Source organism: Silicimonas algicola (assembly GCF_003148765.1).
GTDB lineage: Bacteria > Pseudomonadota > Alphaproteobacteria > Rhodobacterales > Rhodobacteraceae > Silicimonas > Silicimonas algicola.
The window spans coordinates 1-15,961 of the sequence record NZ_QGGV01000006.1 but is presented as its reverse complement, the minus strand read 5'-3'; the positions used below and the strand labels follow the sequence as shown (position 1 = coordinate 15,961).

Genomic DNA, 15,961 nt, shown 5'->3' with positions numbered 1-15,961 from the left:
TTCAGTCAGCGTTCGAACCAGTTCCGCAGTCGCTCCTTAAAGCCGGGTGGCCTTCCAATTGAATTCCGCCCCGGTTGCAGAATCATCCCCACCTCAGTCACGTGACGCCCTTCGTCGACGGCACGAACAACCAGCGCAATGGGACCTAGCGTCAGGCGATCCCCGACAACCGGCTGGTCGTGGAACGCCTTCTGGAGAAGATCGCCGAGCGTTCGGTCCCTTTCTCCGGAAGCGTTCAAGGCATACTCGTCGGAGAGCTGTCCGACCGTCGTATCAGGGTTCAATGGGAAGTGCCCGATCACATCGGGGTCGTCCGCGCCTCCGGGTCTCGTGTAGACCCGATCGAGCAACGGCAACTGGTCCGGCGTTCCAAAAAGGTAGACACGGTCTCCCGCCTCCAAGGGCCCGGCGTTGTGGATGGATAGCGCCTTGCCGCCGCGAATTATGAGCAATGGCCGCGCCCAGCGCGGCACCCGCTCGCCGGCGGCGATGCTGCTTTCGGGATGGATGCGGTAGCCCACCAGTTCGAGTTCGGTCTTTCCCGGCAGATCAAGCTCGACACGGTCGACCCGCCCCGGTTCCGGCGGCACCAGAAGCCGCAACGCGCGTGCAGCAAAAGAGATGGTCCAGCCCTGAATGAGGAGCGAGCTCAGCACCATCATGAAGACAATGTTGAAATATAGCCCTCCGCCGGGAACCCCGCCGAGCGTCGGCAAGATCGAGAGGAGGATCGAGACGGCGCCTCTCAGTCCGACCCAACCGACGAAGGCGACCTCGCGTGACGTGAAGCCGAAGGGCAGCAGGCAAATCCATACGGCCAGAGGACGCGCGACGAAGATCAGACCTGCTGCCAGCGCCAGCGCCGGGAGGGTCAGGCCCTCGAATGTCGACGGTGTTGCCAGGAGGCCGAGTGTCAGGAACATCCCGATCTGCGCGAGCCAGGACATCCCGACCTGGAACCGACGGATTCGGTGCGCGAACCTGATCCGGCTGTTGCCGGCAACGAGACCCGCGACATAGGCCGCCAGGAAACCGCTCCCTCCCAACAGCCCTGCTGCGGCGAAGACGACGAGGCCTGCGGCGAGCGCAGTGATCGGATAGAGGGCCGGGTCAACGTCCTCCAATCGGTTCATCAGGCGGGTAATGAGGAATCCGCCAACGATCCCGAGAACAATCCCAAGACCTATCTGCAAGACGAAGTCGACCAGAAGCTGCACGCCCATCTCGGCGCCGCTTTCACCCGAGGCGGCGGCGAACTCAACAAGCGTGGCCGTCAGGAAGATGGCCATGGGATCGTTGGCGCCGGATTCGATCTCCAGCGTGGACTTCACCCTTTCGCGGATGGTGATGCCGCCCACTCTCATGAGGAAGAACACGGCCGCGGCGTCCGTCGAAGCGACGATGGCGCCGAGCATCATCGACTCGATCCAGGGAAGTCCCAGCAGGTAGTGCGCGCAAACTCCCATGAACACCGTGGTGAGGATAACGCCGAGTGTCGCCAGGGTGAGCGCGGCCGGCGCGGCGACGCGGTAGCTCCGAATGGGCGTCGCGAACCCGCTGTCGAACAGAATGATGGCAAGAGCCACCGAACCTATGAAGTATGCAGCCCCGGCTCCGTCGAACCTGATCCCGAGGAGACCGTCTTCTCCCGCCAATAGACCAATTCCGAGGAACACCAGTAGGAGGGGCGCTCCGAGGCGCTGTGAGACGAGACTCGTGATCCCGCTCACGGCGACAAGGCCGGCGCCAATGAGAACAGCGATGTTGATCGCATCGAACATGCGCGCCAGTCCTGCGGAGAACGGCTTCGGAAGACCAAAGTTTGCTAGCCGGTGGAGCGCTTCTCTGCAAGCACCAGGTACGTGGCCGGCACGCGAGGCAGCGAAGATGGCTGTTGCGAAACCTCACTGCCCAGCGCCACATGAGCGGTGGCGTCGCGACCTGTAGGATCCACTATGACACTAGACAGCCTTGTGTTCGCTTTGCGCGATACTGACGTGATGCTTCCCCTGCTGTGCAGTGTGGTGTCCGGCGCCCTGATAGGTGCAGAACGTGAGTTTCTCGGCAAAGCGGCAGGACTGCGAACCCACACCCTGGTCTGCTTCGCTTCCGCACTCGTGACGTTGCTGGGGCTGAGAATGGCGGAATGGACTGCGATTTTCCCGGAGGGCACTCAGATCGTCTCTGACATGGCGCGCATGCCGCATGCAATTTTGACAGGCATTGGCTTCTTGGGAGCGGGTGTCATCTTTCGCTCGAGGCTCACGGTCCAGGGGCTGACAACGGCTGCCTCACTTTGGCTGACCGCTTCATTAGGTATCGTATACGGCGCAGGTCTCTTAGAACTGGCGATAATCGGGACGGCGATTGCGTTGCTCGTTCTGATCCTCCTGCGCATCCTACCTGATATCGCACCACCGCAACCTGTGATCAGGTTGGAAATCGCGGTGAATGCAGACAGCAGCTTTGACGGCGCTCAGCTTGTGGCTTCGCTCGCAGCGAACCGTCTACGAGCGGGATCCCCCTCGATCAAGCAGGACAGGGCCAGCGGATTGCGGCGTTACACAATTTTAGCGTTCTCCCATGACGTGGGCATCGATTGTGAAGCCCTCGCTCGTGAGATGCAGGACAATCCCGTCGTCCAAGAGTTGTCAATTACGCCTTTGTCGAATGAGGACAGCTGATTATCTCCGCAGGGAGATTAGAGTATCTCGGCGACACCAACATTGCCGGCAGGTGGACGAACTGCATGGCGCCTCGCTCGAGTTCATGGCAGCAATTGGCTCAGTGCAAAGTCGCCGTGGAGATGAGCCTTGAATGCGATGATAGTGCTTGATTTCGTCGGCGTCGGACTCTTTGCCGCGACTGGCGCTCTGTCCGCGTCCCGAAAGCAACTCGACATCATCGGCTTCGTGTTTCTGGCCGCGGTGGCCGGTGTTGGCGGCGGAACAATTCGGGACCTCATCCTAGGCGTAGGGATATTCTGGGTCCTTGAGCCGGTCTACATCGTCGTCTGCGGCGGCACGGCTGCTGTGATTTACTTCACCGCGCATCTTCTGGAATCACGCTACCGCTGGCTTCTTTGGCTCGATGCCGTTGCACTGGCAGCCTACTGCGTATTTGGCGCCTACAAAGGACTGCTTGTCACCGGCTCGCCCGTCGTCGCCGTCGTCGTGGGCACGCTCACGGGCACGCTTGGCGGGATCCTCCGCGATGCGCTTGCAAACGAGCCGTCCATCCTTCTCCGGCGGGAGATCTATGTGACAGCCGCGCTGCTGGGTGCACTTGCTTTTGTCCTGTCGGATGCCATAGGGCTGCCGCAGCCTTTCTCTGCCTGTGCCGGTTTCGTTGTGGCGATCGTGATCCGCGGCAGCGCACTCGCCCTCGGTTTGCCTCTGCCGACCTACCGATCGCGTCCCGGCCGTGAACACGGCGCGATACGCTGAAGCAGGTTCCGCATGTTCACACCGGGCAGGTCGCCTCGCGCCGGCATCACCCCTATTCGTTCAGGACATCCGCAATCGTGGGATCTTGCAGTGGTTTCCATGAGGATCTCGCCGCGCAGATTATGTGGTTTCACTAATTCGGCAGCCACACGACGGCGTCCTGCCGGCCCCTTCTGTCGCGATGTGCAATTCCTTGTCTAGTGTCCCGACGTGTCCGCAGGCAGACCATCAAGCGATGCGAAAATCTCCGGCTGCTCCTCGCCCTCGACCACGAGATACCCCGCCAGACCCCGCTCAGCTCGAGACAGGGCGTGATCCACCAATACGAAACGGCCCGGCACCTCGCACTTGAAGTCCACCACGCATGCGCTGCCTGGACCGACCGAAACCGACTGCGTGCTCTGCTGTGGTGGGCTTACCAGGTCGCCATTCAGGTAGACGCGATCGAAGATCTCACCGATGACATGGAAGGCCGAGTGGTAGTTCGGGCCGCCCACGCCGAAGTAGATGCGGACCGTTTCTCCCACACGGGCCGTCAGCGGGTAGTGTTCGGTCAGTGCGCCGACGTGGCCGTTGAAGACGAAATACTCTGGCCTTTCATTGATGAGCTTCTCGTAGCTATCGGTCAGCAGGCCAGCGGTCCCGAGTGGTTCCTCCGTATAGATCTCGCCTTGCATCACGTAATACTCGCGATCCACCGGCGGCAGGCCTTCCTCCGGCTCAACAAGGATTAGCCCGTACATGCCGGCCGAGATGTGCATGGCTACGGGAGGGACGGCACAGTGGTAGACAAAAAGTCCCGGATTTAGTGCTTTGAACTTGAAAGAGCGCTCTTCGCCAGGGTTCGCAGTACTCACTGCGGCGCCCCCGCCGGGCCCAGTTGCAGCATGGAAGTCGATGTTGTGCGGGAACCAGCTGTCCTCTCCATTCTTTAGATGCACCTCGACCGTATCGCCGACCCGGACACGCACCATCGGCCCGGGGACGGTGCCGTTGAACGTCCAAAACCGGTATGTGCTGTTGACGTCGAGGTGCGCTTCCACCTCGACTGTCTCCAGATCGACGCGGATGGTGGCCGGTTCTCGCCGGGTGATAGGAGGCGGAACATTGGCAGGGTTTTCTGCGATGTCCGCCATATCAGGGTGCGTGGGGTTCAAGGAATAGAGACGGTCACCGAGGGCTCCGGGAGCGAGGCTGCCGTGGCCCGTATGTGCTCCCATGGTTGGCGCTTGCTGGGCCAGTGCGGGGGGGGCCGTGAGCATCGCGCCGAGCGTCAGACCGGCGGTACCCGTCAGGAGTCCGCGCCGGCTGACGTGGCGGTCCGGAAAATCAAATTCTTCGTGGGCAGGATTCTCCAGATGATCCTTGTGATCACTATTTTCCATAAGTCGTCTCCATACTGTTCGATATTGGTTCTCTCGAGAGTCTGAGGCCGTCCTGCTCTCTCGCCCCGACCAAGGGTTCAAGTTCATCGTCTTGGTCACATGGGAAGCGGAGCGGACGACCAGGGATCACTCTGTTACTTGCGTCAGAAGTTCCGTCATTCGATTTTTTGCTTTGCCGCGCAGATCGTCAGCCGCTGCGGTGACTTCCTCGAGGTTGGTAGGCGCGCCCACCTGGATCAGGCCCACCATTCCCATAGCGGCGTGGGGGTCGCATTGGTAGGCGTAGAGGCCTTCCTCTGTCAGAGTGACGGTCACCTCTTCGTTGATCGCACCGTCCCAAGGCTCGGCCCCTTCGGGCAGCAACTCCCCGATAGTAGCGGAGTTATGGCTCCGATCCGTAGGCACGAAGGTGATGGTGTCGCCGGGCTGCGCTTGGAGAAAGGCGGGCTCGAACACCATGGCACCTGCCTCGCCGCGGTTCAGCATCTCGACGGTGTAGGTCTCGGCCGCAGCGACTCCGGCGAGGAGTGCAAGGGCGGCGGCGGGGATCAGGACTTTTGTAAACATCAGATGGGCCTTTCTCGTGACTTCGGTTCGGGTTGGGCTCCTTATGCGTTTGTAGACGTAGGTCTTCATTGTGCTGAAACAAACTGAGAGGCGGAATTGCCCAACTTGATGTGAGCCTCATCACGGTCGCCATCATCACACGGAGGGAAACAAGCTCTGTCGAGGATATCGAGGATCAGATGGCGCACGGGCCTGGCAAGAAGGCAGTACCAGACGTGCTCGAGGAGGACGCGCGGCCGGCCCCCAAAGCACTCTTGCGTGCGATACGGCAGCACAGTTCTCGTCAAGCACGTGCTGGGTCCGTGATCCCGCTTGCTCCTCTCCTTCCGCCAGCGGCTTAAGGTGCCACCGCTTGGCTCTCCAACCCTGATCAACAGGATGGCACGACGTCATGTATTGGTCAGGGCAAGGTTTCGCAGCCGGGCTCGGAATTCGTCTTCCGCGAGCTCATATTCCGCGACCGCGTCGATGACGGTATGAAACCGAGAGAACGGGCAGCCGAAACAAAGCATCTTGCGTTCCAGAAAGGCATGTCCCGTTGCCGGCCAGTGATAAAACAGCTCTGCCAGAGGCAGATCGGGGTCATCGATGGATGGTTTGGGCATGAGGTACTCCCGGCGAATTTCCGATTTTGGATCGTCCTGGGACAGGATCGCCCGCCGGATCCGTTCGTTCTTTGCGCAGGCTCAAGCTTTTACCTAGCGGGGCGTGCTAGAACGTTCTGTTCCACACGCCTGCTAAGTGACGGAGGTCAATCTTTCAAAGATGACTCGACCGCCGCGCGCGATCTCCGGCGAAGGACTCCATGCCCGACGACTGAGCGAAGCCAATGACCCGCTACGGTGTCGACCTGTACCTGAGCGGGCGCAAGGCACCGTCAGCCTGCCGATTGAGTCGCGCACTAGCCTCGCGTCGTTCCCTCGAAGCTGGGATAAAGCACCTCATTCTCCAAGCGCAGGTGCTCTTGCAGATCTGCTATGAATTCGCTCAGCCCGCCGTACAGCGTCACCCAAGGCTCGCATGCGCCCTTGGGGACGTTCAGATCTCCGGTCAGGCGACGGATCTCGGCGACCGCATGGCGATAATTCTCATGATTGGCGCGCATGTGAGCGATCCGATCCGCGACCTTCATACCATCTCCCCGTCGTATTGCGGGGAAGACCTTCAGTTCTTCCTTCTTCATGTCCTCCTCCAAGTGATCGATCATCCGCTGCAGGGTGTCGAAAAGGCCCTGCGGAATGTCGGCGTCGCCGTCATGCAGATCTTCGATCATCTCGGCCAGCCTGACCAGAAGGGGAAACTGCTGCCGGTGGCGGGCATGGTAACGGGTTTCGATGAAACGAGTCAGTTCGGCAGTGTCGTGGGTAGGAGAGGCCGCAGGCATGGGACATCCTTTCGTCAACGAAGAATCGGAACGGCACCGGGGGCGGACTGCGCCTCCTCCACGGCGATATGCAGCGCACGCGCGATGCGCTCCGCACGTTCGATGACGTGATCCGCACCCACAGGGGGACAGGTTTCCCTTGCAGCCTGAGCGAACAGCGTCAGCCAGCGTTCAAAATCACCCTTTGTGACGGGTAGGCTGGAATGCTTGGGGACCGGAGTACCGTGATACTGTCCGGTCATCAGTGCCACCGAGGACCAGAAAGCGACCATCCGCTCGAGGTGCGGCGCCCAGTCGGTAATGCGCTCGGCGAAGATCGGTCCGAGCACGGCATCGGCGCGGATCTTCGCGTAGAAACAGTGAACCAACTCAGCCAGCCGTGCCTCGTCAAGACCTGTCTGCTTCATAAGATCAGCGGTGACGGCGGGCCGCGCTGAACGAATGGGGTTCGGGCGATTAGCTCGGGTCATGGACTCGATATTCTGTTGCTAGGGGGCATAATCGTGTTAATAGGTATTCAAGATGCATGTTGTAAATGTCTATACGTCTCGGACCCCATCGAGAGCAAGAGCGAACAGATGCGCCTGACTGCGTTCACGGACTTCGCGCTCAGAACACTGATGCGCCTCGCTGGAGCATCGGAAAGAAGCTTCACAACCGGCGAGATCGCCGCAGAACTTGGCATATCCCGTAATCATCTGGTGAAGGTGGTAAGTGCGCTCGCTCGCTCCGGCTATATCTCGACGCACCGAGGCACCGGGGGCGGATTCCGGCTAGCGCGGTCTGCCAGTACGATCACGATCGGCGAGGTAGTGCGTCGGTTCGAGACGAGCCAGCCACTTGTTGAGTGCTTCCGAACTGATGGTGGCGCCTGTGTAATGTCGCCGGCCTGTCTTCTCCGGCAACGCTTGACGGCAGCGCGGGAAGCGTTCCTCGCCGAACTTGATCGGACGACCCTAGAAGAATGCCGATATACTGCCACCCTCGCAATAGTGCATTAGGAGAAGTCATGGCCCTCCAACACGCTACGCCGGGCGAGGTCGTAAAATTGCGACCCTTCGGTGAAAAACTGGCGCAGGCCAAGACCAGCGCCATAGTCCGTACGCCTTCATTCGAGGCGGTACGTCTGATCGTCGCTGCGGGGACCGAGATCCCGACGCATCAGGTGAAGGGGCGGATCATGCTACAATGTTTGGAGGGTGTCGTGCAGCTCGACCTTGGGGATTTGGTGCGGGAATTGAGTGAGGGTGACTGGCTCTATCTTGAAGGCGGAGAACCGCACTCGATCCGAGGTATCGAAGACGCGTCACTGCTTCTGACCATCCTCTTCGACATCTGACCGCAACAGCATGTAGCCCGGGAAGATGTTGGCCGTGACGTCGGAATGTCTGCCAGTGTTGTGCAGAGAGCAGCGTTGATCGAAGCGTTAGACACTTGCGCGTAGCCGCCACGGCCCTTCCGGTAGGTGGCGGCAGGAATGACCTTCGGCGTGATCAACGAGACGGGCATCCTAAATAGGATCAGTCGGTGTTCAGAACGCGCGCCCACCTTGTGTCGCGCCACTTGCCTGCTCGGGCTCGGGCAGATTTTTCGGAAGCACAGCTACCGCGATCAATATGGCAACGGCCGCTCCGGACAGGATGTAGAACAGGGCATCGAATCCCCAGTTGCTGTGCACCCATGCGATCAGAGGAACAACGGCTGCCGATACGCCGAAGCTCACGACGAAACGCGTGCCGTAGATCGATGCGCGTAGCTCGGACTTGGCCATGCGCCCGATCATGTAGTCGTTGATCGGGATTTGCCCGAAAGCTCCAAGCATGAATGCCATAGCCACAAGGAAGGCGGACCAGTTTTCCTGGCCGGGCATGAGAGCGAAGAAGACGATCTGAATGACCGCGACGACGGAAAACACCCGGCGGGGTCCGTGTCGGTCGAGCTGACGGCCCACGACGATCTGCGCGAAGGAAGCTACAGCAAACACGACAAAAACCATCCAGCCGACCTGTGCCGCTGAGACGGCGATTCCCTGCAGGCGCTCATCGAAGACCTTCGGAAGCGAGAAGGTCGTCCCCTGAAAGATGATGCTGGAAACAGCGGTCGTGAAGAGAATGATGGCCGACACGCGGATGAGAGTCCGTCGCCGATCAGGCGAAACTGCCTTCCCGCCTGAGGTATCCGACGGTCGAGCGAGCGATTGCGATTCCGAATTTCTCGTGCCGATCCTGTCACCGAAGAAGTGCAGGTAGGCTAGGCCGACAAATACCGAAAGTGCGCCGGGCACCCAAAAGGCTGTGCGCCAGCCGGACAAATCTATCAACAAACCTGTCACGAGCGCGGCGCAACCGACACCCATGTTGCCCCAGACCCCGTTCACGGCGATGTCGCGGCCCATTGACCGTCCGCCACGTGCGATCATGGACAGGCCGACGGGATGATAGATCGCGGCGAATATACCGATCGCGAACAGCCCGATGGACATCTGAAACGGTGATTTGGCCATCGAGGTGGCGACCGAGGCCAAGCCAATACCCACGAAGAAGATCACCATCATGCCCTCGCGGCTCCACTTGTCTGCTATCCATCCGGCCGGAAGCGAGAACAGTCCGAAGGCGATCAGCCCGGGCGTCGCGTAGAGGATGAGCTCCGCGTAGGGCACGTCCCATTCACGGACCAGGACGAGGGCGGCGACCGTGGCGAAGATCAAGGTAAACATGTGGTCCAGGAAGTGCCCGATGTTCATGAACAGGAAGTGTCTTCGGTCCTGCATTTCTTTGAATCCTTGAACCGACCTTGGCTCGCCGATTGTTTGTCAGACCATGCCGGCTCCGATCAAGTAATAGCCAAGTGGAAGGTCTCGGAGTCTAAGGTAACTTTTTCCTGCGAAGGTCAGCGTCATAGTTGGGATTTTCCGCAGGTACCTGAGCAGTTACGCCTGCCGGCGTCGTGCTGGAAGAAACCCCCAAAGGGACGGGCGGCGCACAAGCGCTGGCGACAACACGCCCTCCGCGGCGTGGATTTCTATGACTGGCATCTCTCGATAGATGGCTGGTCCTGTATCCATCCGAGACCTGAGCGTTCGTTCGGGCTTCAAATCCTTGACACGAGACGAGGAGCTGGAGGTTGGAGCAATGACAGTCATGACGAGCGCGCCCCTACTGCAACAGGAGCGCCTGGGATATCCGCACCGCCTTAGGGCTTAAGCACAGAGGCACCGGGATGCCATTACCGGGTGGTTCGATTTCATTGCCGTCCTCGCCGTTTTCGTCGGAGCGCATTTCCTGCCCAACCGCCGGGTACTGCGCGACCTGCTGATCGCCACGGGGGGACGGTGCTTCGATATCTCGGTCGACGCGATCGTATCGCTTGTCGTCGTGATCTGGCTGATCGCTGCGGCCGGGCGGGCGCCCCATTTGCCGCTTTGGTAGCAAGACGCCGCGACGTCGCAGGAGCCTGTCAGGGAAAGATTGGTAATCAGGTCTTGGCGCTCCGGGATGCCAGCGGGATCGTACCTGCTGCCGGCGCGTGAGTGGGAAAGGTGGCGCGTGACAAGATCTTGCCACTCTCATCGACGACAAGGCGAAGGGCGCGGCCATCGCAATAGAAGGTCAAACGCCAGCGGCCGGCGTCCTCACGGACTCCGGTCTCGCAGCGGCTCGTGATCTCGCCAGCTCGAAGTTTGGCGGGTATCTCAATCGGCGGAATGCCGAAGGCGGCGCCGACGGCCTCTGCTCCGACGACGAAGCCGTCAGTCGTGAAGGAAACGGTGCTCATCTCGAATATCCTCTCAGGCCATGCCGGCAGCGGGCGGAGGTAGTGCGATATCGGCCAGGGTGGCCCTGTCGAGTTCCGCCAGGAACGCGGCCTCCGCGTAATGCAGCTTGTGCTTCAGGCGGCAGATCGGCGTGACGCAACAACCGCCATCGGCGGAGAAGCATTCAACCAACGCCTGATCCTGCTCGAGCAGCCGCACAAGGTCTCCGAGGCCAATTTCGGCGGCGGGACGGGCAAGCATCGCGCCGCCGCCCGCACCACGACGGGTTGCAACGATCCCGCGCCGCGCAAGCCGCTGCATGATCTTGTTCAGGTGATGACGCGAGACGTCGAACTCGTCGGCGATCTCGGCCGTCGAGAAGGCCCGGTTGGGTTCGCTTGCCATCCGCATGAGGGCGCGAAGACCGTAGTCGGTGAAGCTGGTCAGGCGCATTCTGTCACCCTCTTAATTAGCATTTACAATACCTATTACTCGCGCTATGTAGAATTGGCAAGAACCCAAGCTCGGCTCAGCCATGTATCAGACGAAAAATTCGCTCCGACCGGATCACGGTGGGCGCCGCATCTCGAGAAGATGCTCGCTATCTGGTCCTCTGTCGCCTTGATGACCGGAAGCCATCCCGGCGCGCCCGGTGCCGAACATGCAGGCCTGCCGGTGAGCTGGGAGCACTTCTCCCGCTGGTTCAAGCTTTTCGGAAAGACGACGCGTGAAGTCTGCTCTTCTGAAGGCGCAGAGCATGTCATCGAGCGGGCGCGTCGGATCGCACGGTCGTTGCATATGGCCGCGGCCGACGACCGGATTGCTGGCGTGCAAAACAAATCTTGCGGCGTCGCTAATGCGAAGCTGGGCGAATCATCAAGGAAAGGTAGAACATGAAGAAGATTGACGTAGAGGAAGACACGCGACGATCGAAGTTCCTGATCGTGGCAATGATCGTCCAGATCGTCGTGGTCCTGGTCGTCATGATTATTTATCTCGCCTGGCTGAAGTCGTGATCGACGCGAAGCAGAATACGAAATGTTGGGGCCGCCTTTTGTGACGGCCCCGACCGTGCCGGGCGTTCGGTTGCAGCTCTCCCGCAAGCGAGTGGCGACGAAGAGGAGTATCTGCAAACGTTCCAGTTTGGTGCTCTGGTGCGACCTGGTACCGACATCAGCAAGGGGACTTGATGTTCGATCTATCAGGATTGACCGCGCCCCGTGCCGGATCGAGGGTAGCTTGATACACGCCAAGCCCTGTGATCGTCGAGAGGCTGTGGCGACGACTGCTGGCCATGGCAGCACCAACGGGTTGTTTCGCAGGGCGAACAGGATCACCGCACTCGCCCCAACGGCGCAATCCATAACGTGCCCGAGGCAACATCGACCTCTGCGCACGGGACGAGCTTCGCAGAAACTAGAAGCGCCAGCCCGGCACCTGCGCACCTACGGCCATTTCGCGGCAGCTGGTCGGGTCAGCGACGGGCCCGAAGGGGCGCAGTCGGGCAAGGCCGTGGGAGAGTGGTGACTTGCCACGGTCATAGCGACGTGCCGGGGCCATCATTCAGATCACACCCAGCTTACGCATGGATTCGGCAACCCGGACAAAGCCCGCGATATTGGCCCCAAGCACGTAGTTTCCTGGTGCTCCGTAGTGCTCGGCCGTCTGGTGGCAGGTGTCGTGAATGCCACGCATAATGGTGGCAAGCCGCGCCTCGGTCTGATCGAAGGTCCAACTGTCGCGGCTGGCGTTTTGCTGCATTTCCAACGCCGAGGTGGCAACCCCACCCGCGTTTGCGGCTTTGCCGGGCGCGAACATTACGCCCCCATCCTGGAAAGCCTTGATCGCTTCGGGGGTCGAGGGCATGTTCGCGCCTTCGCCCACGGCCATCACGCCGTTCTTGATCAGGGTGGCAGCATCCTTGCCCGACAACTCGTTCTGCGTCGCCGATGGCATCGCCACATCGCAGTCGACATCCCAGATCGAGCCCTTGTCGGCCGCGATGAAATGCGCGCCCTTGCCCCTGCGTAGGGCATACTCGGAAATCCGCTCGTGCCGCATATCCTTGATGTCTTTCAACAGCTCCAGATCGATACCGCCTTCGTCCAGGACATAACCGGAACTGTCGGAACAGGCGACGACCTTGCCGCCGAAGGATTGTACCTTTTCGATGGTGTAGATCGCCACATTGCCCGACCCGGACACCACGACCTTCTTACCGTCGAAGTCGGTGCCCTTTGTCTGCAGCATGGCCTGCACGAAGTAGGTGTTGCCATAGCCCGTCGCCTCGGTCCGAGCGCGGGATCCGCCGTAGTCCAGCGCCTTGCCCGTAAACACTCCGGCTTCAAAGCGGTTGTTCAGGCGCTTGTATTGTCCGAACATGTAGCCGATCTCGCGCCCACCTACGCCAATGTCGCCCGCAGGCACGTCAGTCTGTTCGCCGAGGTGGCGGTGCAGTTCGGTCATCAGGGACTGACAGAAGCGCATGATTTCGGCATCCGACCGGCCCTTGGGGTCAAAGTCCGACCCGCCTTTGCCGCCGCCGATGGGCATGCCGGTCAGCGCGTTCTTGAAGGTCTGCTCGAAGCCGAGGAACTTGATGATCCCGACATTGACCGACGGATGGAAGCGCATGCCGCCCTTGTAGGGGCCAAGCGCGGAGTTGAACTGCACGCGAAATCCCCGGTTGATTTGGACCTGACCCTGGTCATCCACCCACGGGATCCGGAATATGATCTGGCGCTCCGGTTCGCAGATGCGTTCGATCAAGGCGTGATCGAGGTAATGCGGATGCTTGGCCACCACCCGGCCAAGGCTTTCCAATACCTCGTGGATGGCTTGATGAAATTCTGACTCGCCCGCGTTGCGGCGGATGACGTCGGCGAGGATGGGACGGAGTTTCTCGTCGATACTGTTCATGGTGCTGCCTGTTGGAATTGGGTGCCGGATGCCTGCTTTTTCGTCGCTTAGCTAACAATTTCAGCAAAGGGAACAAGGCAGGCCAACTGCAACACGGCGTTGTCAGAATAATTCGCTTTGAGACAGGATCGTGCCCGCCCTACCTTCGCCCGATGAGGAAACGCAGCTCCTTCAGATCCTTCAAGGCGTCGCCGGGGTCTTGTCAGAGTAACTTGAGTTGAGACGGAGCGTCAAACCCCCAGTCCCCGATCCCGGGACTATGGGCGAGCGGATGGCCGCAAGCTGCGCCGCGCAACGGCAGAAGCGGCGTTGAACCTCGAGTGCCCCTAGTCGGCCGCCCCTTCTTAGTTCATGAGCATGGTCGTCTCCTCAAGTCATCAGGGAGATGGCAGTGCCCCACGGGTCGTGCAGAGTCATGCCGCCAGGGTGTTCGAGCCTCTCGATACCGACACGTTCGGCGCGCGCTGCAATGCTTGCGACATCCGCTGCATCCCGAACTACGATCTCCACGGCATCCAGGCCCGCCATGCCGTCGGGGCGCGTCCCGGTGCGGCGGCTGTTCCAGACGTTACCCGCCAGTTGATGATGGTATCCGCCACTGCCATAGAAGCTGGCGCCCGGGTAGCGCGCAGCGATCTCGCAGCCCAGCACGTCGCGGTAGAAGCGGTCGGCTGCCTCGGTGTCGCCAACCTGCAGGTGAACATGGCCGATGCTGCCGCCCTCCGGAAAGCGCGACCATTCTGTGCCTGCCGCGCTCTGCATCAGGTCTTGCGCGTCAAGCGGATCGGTGCTCATCCGGATCTCGCCGTTCGGACCATGCCAGCGTGCGACCGGGCGGTCGGCGTAGACCTCGATGCCGTTGCCTTCGGGGTCGGCCAGATAGAGGGCCTCGCTGACGATGTGGTCCGACGCTCCCTGCAAAGGCACGCGCGCTGCCATGACATGCGTCAGCCAACGGGCCAGATCCGAGCGGGAGGGCAGTAGGAAGGCGGTGTGGAACAGCCCGGCCTGACGGGTATCGAGCGGTAACAGGGCAGGATCGCCCACGAGATGAAGCAGCGGCGCCGTGCCGATGCCGAGCGTCACCCTACCTTTGCCGGTCTCGATCGGGCTGAGGCCAAGGACGGACTGGTAGAAGGTGGACACCGTATCGAGGTCGCGCACCTTGAGCCGAACGGTTTCGATGCGCAGCGGCGCGGCACTCATGTTGAAGAATTCGTTCGCGGTGGTCATGGTGGCTCTCCTCAGGAAAAGGTTGCGCGGCCGCGGGAAGTTCCCCGCGGCCTGCAAGGAGGTCAGGCGCGGTCGCGCTTCAGCGCGAAGGCGCCGTCGCCCAGCAGGGCCTGGACGACCAGGGTGACGGTCCAGAAGGCCGGGAATTCCCAACCGCCGCCTTCGTTCGAAAAGAAGAAGCCGGCCGCGCCGTGCGGCACGTAGATCGAGCCGAGCAGGATCGGCACCAGCGCCAGCGACACCCAGCGGCTGTAGACGCCGAGGATCAGAGCGAGGCCGCCGAAGAGTTCAGCCGCAATGACGAGATAGGCGAGCGGCCCGGGCAGGCCGAGGCTGGCGAAATAGGCTGCGGCTCCGGCCGGGGTGAAGACGAAGAGCTTGAGGCCGGCGTGGGCGAGGAACATTGCGCCCATGGAGACCCGCAGAACGGTTGCAGCAAGATCCGCGTTGGTGATGCCGTCGACGAGGGACGAGCGGGAAGAGGTGGAAACGGTGGCGTAGGTCATTTCGGTTTTCCTAGAAGGGCGCAAAGGCGCGTTGTTTGTGAGGAGAAGATGACCTTGTTCACATCAAATGATAATGCGGCCCCACGGAAGATGATTGCTTCCATGATGGAAGAAGAGCGCCAGCCCTAAATTCCCTTGATGCAGATACACTGCAGCACCCACCGGAGCGCAGGGGCGACACCAAGGGACAGAGGCGAAAGCTCTGATGAGCTTTGGAACCAGAACCCGCAGCAGCCGGCTGCGATGTTTCTAACGCCTTGCGAAGCGCATCGAGTCCGGGGTTCGCTGGATGCGCTATGACGAAGGAGTCCTGCGCAGCTTTCTTCCTCGGTCTCAGGCAGCGTCACCGAGATCCGCGTTCTGAAGAGGCGCTGGCGGGTCTGCAGGCTCGCCGCGTCCGTGCGCTCCGGGTCAGGGGCTCCAGCTCATGACGTTGTCTCCGGCTTCAGCGCTTCAGCACGTCCTGCCATTCCGCATGGCGCGCGATCTGCGCCTTGGCGAAGGGACAGAGGGGAATGATCGAGCGACCTTCGGCGCGCGCATCCTCGACGGCACGGCGGACGAGGGCCTGTCCGACCGAGCGGCCGCGCATGGCGTCGGGAACTTCCGTGTGATCAATGATGATCATCGCCTCGCCCGCCCGCGAATAGGTCATCTCGGCCTCGGCCCCGTTGACCCGAGACCCGACTCTCCCCCGGCCATTCGGAGAATCCGCAGGTTGATTTCTGGGGCTACGCGGCGCGCATTTCCAGCCCCTTCATTGCCAT

General features: G+C 61.0%; 19 protein-coding genes and 1 pseudogene. 7 read left to right on the top strand and 13 right to left on the bottom strand.

What is annotated here, in order from left to right:
* Positions 1–5 precede the first annotated feature (5 nt).
* Positions 6–1,781: a potassium/proton antiporter gene (locus C8D95_RS13440; protein ID WP_109759716.1), complete on the bottom strand. Its 1,776-nt coding sequence runs from the start codon at positions 1,779–1,781 to the stop codon at positions 6–8.
* 174 nt (positions 1,782–1,955) lie between these two features.
* Here C8D95_RS13440 and C8D95_RS13435 point away from each other — a divergent pair, with 174 nt between their 5' ends.
* The gene (locus C8D95_RS13435; RefSeq protein ID WP_109759715.1) at positions 1,956–2,684 is read left to right on the top strand and encodes an MgtC/SapB family protein; all 729 of its coding nucleotides are present in this window, start codon (positions 1,956–1,958) and stop codon (positions 2,682–2,684) included.
* Positions 2,685–2,822: 138 nt separating this feature from the next.
* Positions 2,823–3,446 carry a trimeric intracellular cation channel family protein gene (locus C8D95_RS13430; protein ID WP_206508539.1) on the top strand — a complete coding sequence of 208 codons (624 nt, stop codon included), beginning with the start codon at positions 2,823–2,825 and terminating at the stop codon, positions 3,444–3,446.
* Between the two features lie 197 nt (positions 3,447–3,643).
* On the opposite strand, the gene nirK is transcribed toward C8D95_RS13430, so the two are convergent.
* From nirK to C8D95_RS13405, 5 genes are all read right to left on the bottom strand, one after another.
* Positions 3,644–4,831 carry a copper-containing nitrite reductase gene (gene nirK, locus C8D95_RS13425; RefSeq protein ID WP_206508355.1) on the bottom strand — a complete coding sequence of 396 codons (1,188 nt, stop codon included), beginning with the start codon at positions 4,829–4,831 and terminating at the stop codon, positions 3,644–3,646.
* 126 nt (positions 4,832–4,957) lie between these two features.
* Positions 4,958–5,398 carry a pseudoazurin gene (locus tag C8D95_RS13420; protein ID WP_109759713.1) on the bottom strand — a complete coding sequence of 147 codons (441 nt, stop codon included), beginning with the start codon at positions 5,396–5,398 and terminating at the stop codon, positions 4,958–4,960.
* 389 nt (positions 5,399–5,787) lie between these two features.
* Entirely contained in the window at positions 5,788–6,003 is a 216-nt protein-coding gene (locus C8D95_RS13415) for a hypothetical protein (protein ID WP_109759712.1), read from the bottom strand.
* A gap of 296 nt (positions 6,004–6,299) precedes the next feature.
* Positions 6,300–6,782 carry a hemerythrin domain-containing protein gene (locus C8D95_RS13410; protein WP_109759711.1) on the bottom strand — a complete coding sequence of 161 codons (483 nt, stop codon included), beginning with the start codon at positions 6,780–6,782 and terminating at the stop codon, positions 6,300–6,302.
* A gap of 14 nt (positions 6,783–6,796) precedes the next feature.
* Positions 6,797–7,189, bottom strand: coding sequence for a group III truncated hemoglobin (locus tag C8D95_RS13405; RefSeq protein WP_249033322.1), 393 nt, complete (start codon positions 7,187–7,189; stop codon positions 6,797–6,799).
* A 171-nt stretch (positions 7,190–7,360) separates the two neighbouring features.
* Between C8D95_RS13405 and C8D95_RS13400 the strand changes: the two genes are divergently transcribed.
* Positions 7,361–7,783: an RrF2 family transcriptional regulator gene (locus C8D95_RS13400; RefSeq protein WP_109759709.1), complete on the top strand. Its 423-nt coding sequence runs from the start codon at positions 7,361–7,363 to the stop codon at positions 7,781–7,783.
* 8 nt (positions 7,784–7,791) lie between these two features.
* Complete coding sequence (locus tag C8D95_RS13395) at positions 7,792–8,121, top strand: cupin domain-containing protein (RefSeq protein WP_109759708.1); 330 nt, start codon at positions 7,792–7,794, stop codon at positions 8,119–8,121.
* A gap of 192 nt (positions 8,122–8,313) precedes the next feature.
* Here C8D95_RS13395 and C8D95_RS13390 read toward each other — a convergent pair whose 3' ends face one another.
* On the bottom strand, positions 8,314–9,525 hold the full coding sequence (locus C8D95_RS13390; RefSeq protein WP_211312647.1) for an MFS transporter: 1,212 nt from the start codon (positions 9,523–9,525) through the stop codon (positions 8,314–8,316).
* 481 nt (positions 9,526–10,006) lie between these two features.
* Here C8D95_RS13390 and C8D95_RS22960 point away from each other — a divergent pair, with 481 nt between their 5' ends.
* Complete coding sequence (locus tag C8D95_RS22960; protein WP_109759920.1) at positions 10,007–10,210, top strand: NnrU family protein; 204 nt, start codon at positions 10,007–10,009, stop codon at positions 10,208–10,210.
* Positions 10,211–10,256: 46 nt separating this feature from the next.
* Here the strand turns inward: C8D95_RS22960 and C8D95_RS13380 are convergent, their stop codons facing one another.
* Together C8D95_RS13380 and C8D95_RS13375 are read right to left on the bottom strand one after the other, a co-directional pair.
* Positions 10,257–10,556 carry a DUF6522 family protein gene (locus tag C8D95_RS13380; protein ID WP_109759706.1) on the bottom strand — a complete coding sequence of 100 codons (300 nt, stop codon included), beginning with the start codon at positions 10,554–10,556 and terminating at the stop codon, positions 10,257–10,259.
* 13 nt (positions 10,557–10,569) lie between these two features.
* Positions 10,570–10,989 carry an RrF2 family transcriptional regulator gene (locus tag C8D95_RS13375; RefSeq protein ID WP_109759705.1) on the bottom strand — a complete coding sequence of 140 codons (420 nt, stop codon included), beginning with the start codon at positions 10,987–10,989 and terminating at the stop codon, positions 10,570–10,572.
* A 168-nt stretch (positions 10,990–11,157) separates the two neighbouring features.
* Between C8D95_RS13375 and C8D95_RS21745 the strand changes: the two genes are divergently transcribed.
* Both C8D95_RS21745 and C8D95_RS22765 read left to right on the top strand, forming a co-directional pair.
* Positions 11,158–11,433: a globin family protein gene (locus C8D95_RS21745; RefSeq protein WP_211312645.1), complete on the top strand. Its 276-nt coding sequence runs from the start codon at positions 11,158–11,160 to the stop codon at positions 11,431–11,433.
* On the top strand, positions 11,430–11,552 hold the full coding sequence (locus C8D95_RS22765) for a hypothetical protein (RefSeq protein ID WP_277601025.1): 123 nt from the start codon (positions 11,430–11,432) through the stop codon (positions 11,550–11,552). Before C8D95_RS21745 ends, C8D95_RS22765 begins: the two co-directional genes overlap by 4 nt.
* Positions 11,553–12,099: 547 nt before the next feature.
* Here C8D95_RS22765 and gdhA read toward each other — a convergent pair.
* The 4 genes and pseudogenes from gdhA to C8D95_RS13355 all read right to left on the bottom strand — a co-directional run.
* Positions 12,100–13,455 carry an NADP-specific glutamate dehydrogenase gene (gene gdhA / locus C8D95_RS13370; RefSeq protein ID WP_109759704.1) on the bottom strand — a complete coding sequence of 452 codons (1,356 nt, stop codon included), beginning with the start codon at positions 13,453–13,455 and terminating at the stop codon, positions 12,100–12,102.
* A gap of 369 nt (positions 13,456–13,824) precedes the next feature.
* Positions 13,825–14,688 carry a VOC family protein gene (locus tag C8D95_RS13365; protein ID WP_109759703.1) on the bottom strand — a complete coding sequence of 288 codons (864 nt, stop codon included), beginning with the start codon at positions 14,686–14,688 and terminating at the stop codon, positions 13,825–13,827.
* 62 nt (positions 14,689–14,750) lie between these two features.
* A complete protein-coding gene (locus C8D95_RS13360; RefSeq protein ID WP_109759702.1) occupies positions 14,751–15,194 on the bottom strand; it encodes a DoxX family protein in 444 nt (147 codons plus the stop codon).
* Between the two features lie 445 nt (positions 15,195–15,639).
* A pseudogene (locus C8D95_RS13355) lies at positions 15,640–15,852 on the bottom strand (GNAT family N-acetyltransferase); the annotation flags it as partial.
* Positions 15,853–15,961 lie beyond the last annotated feature (109 nt).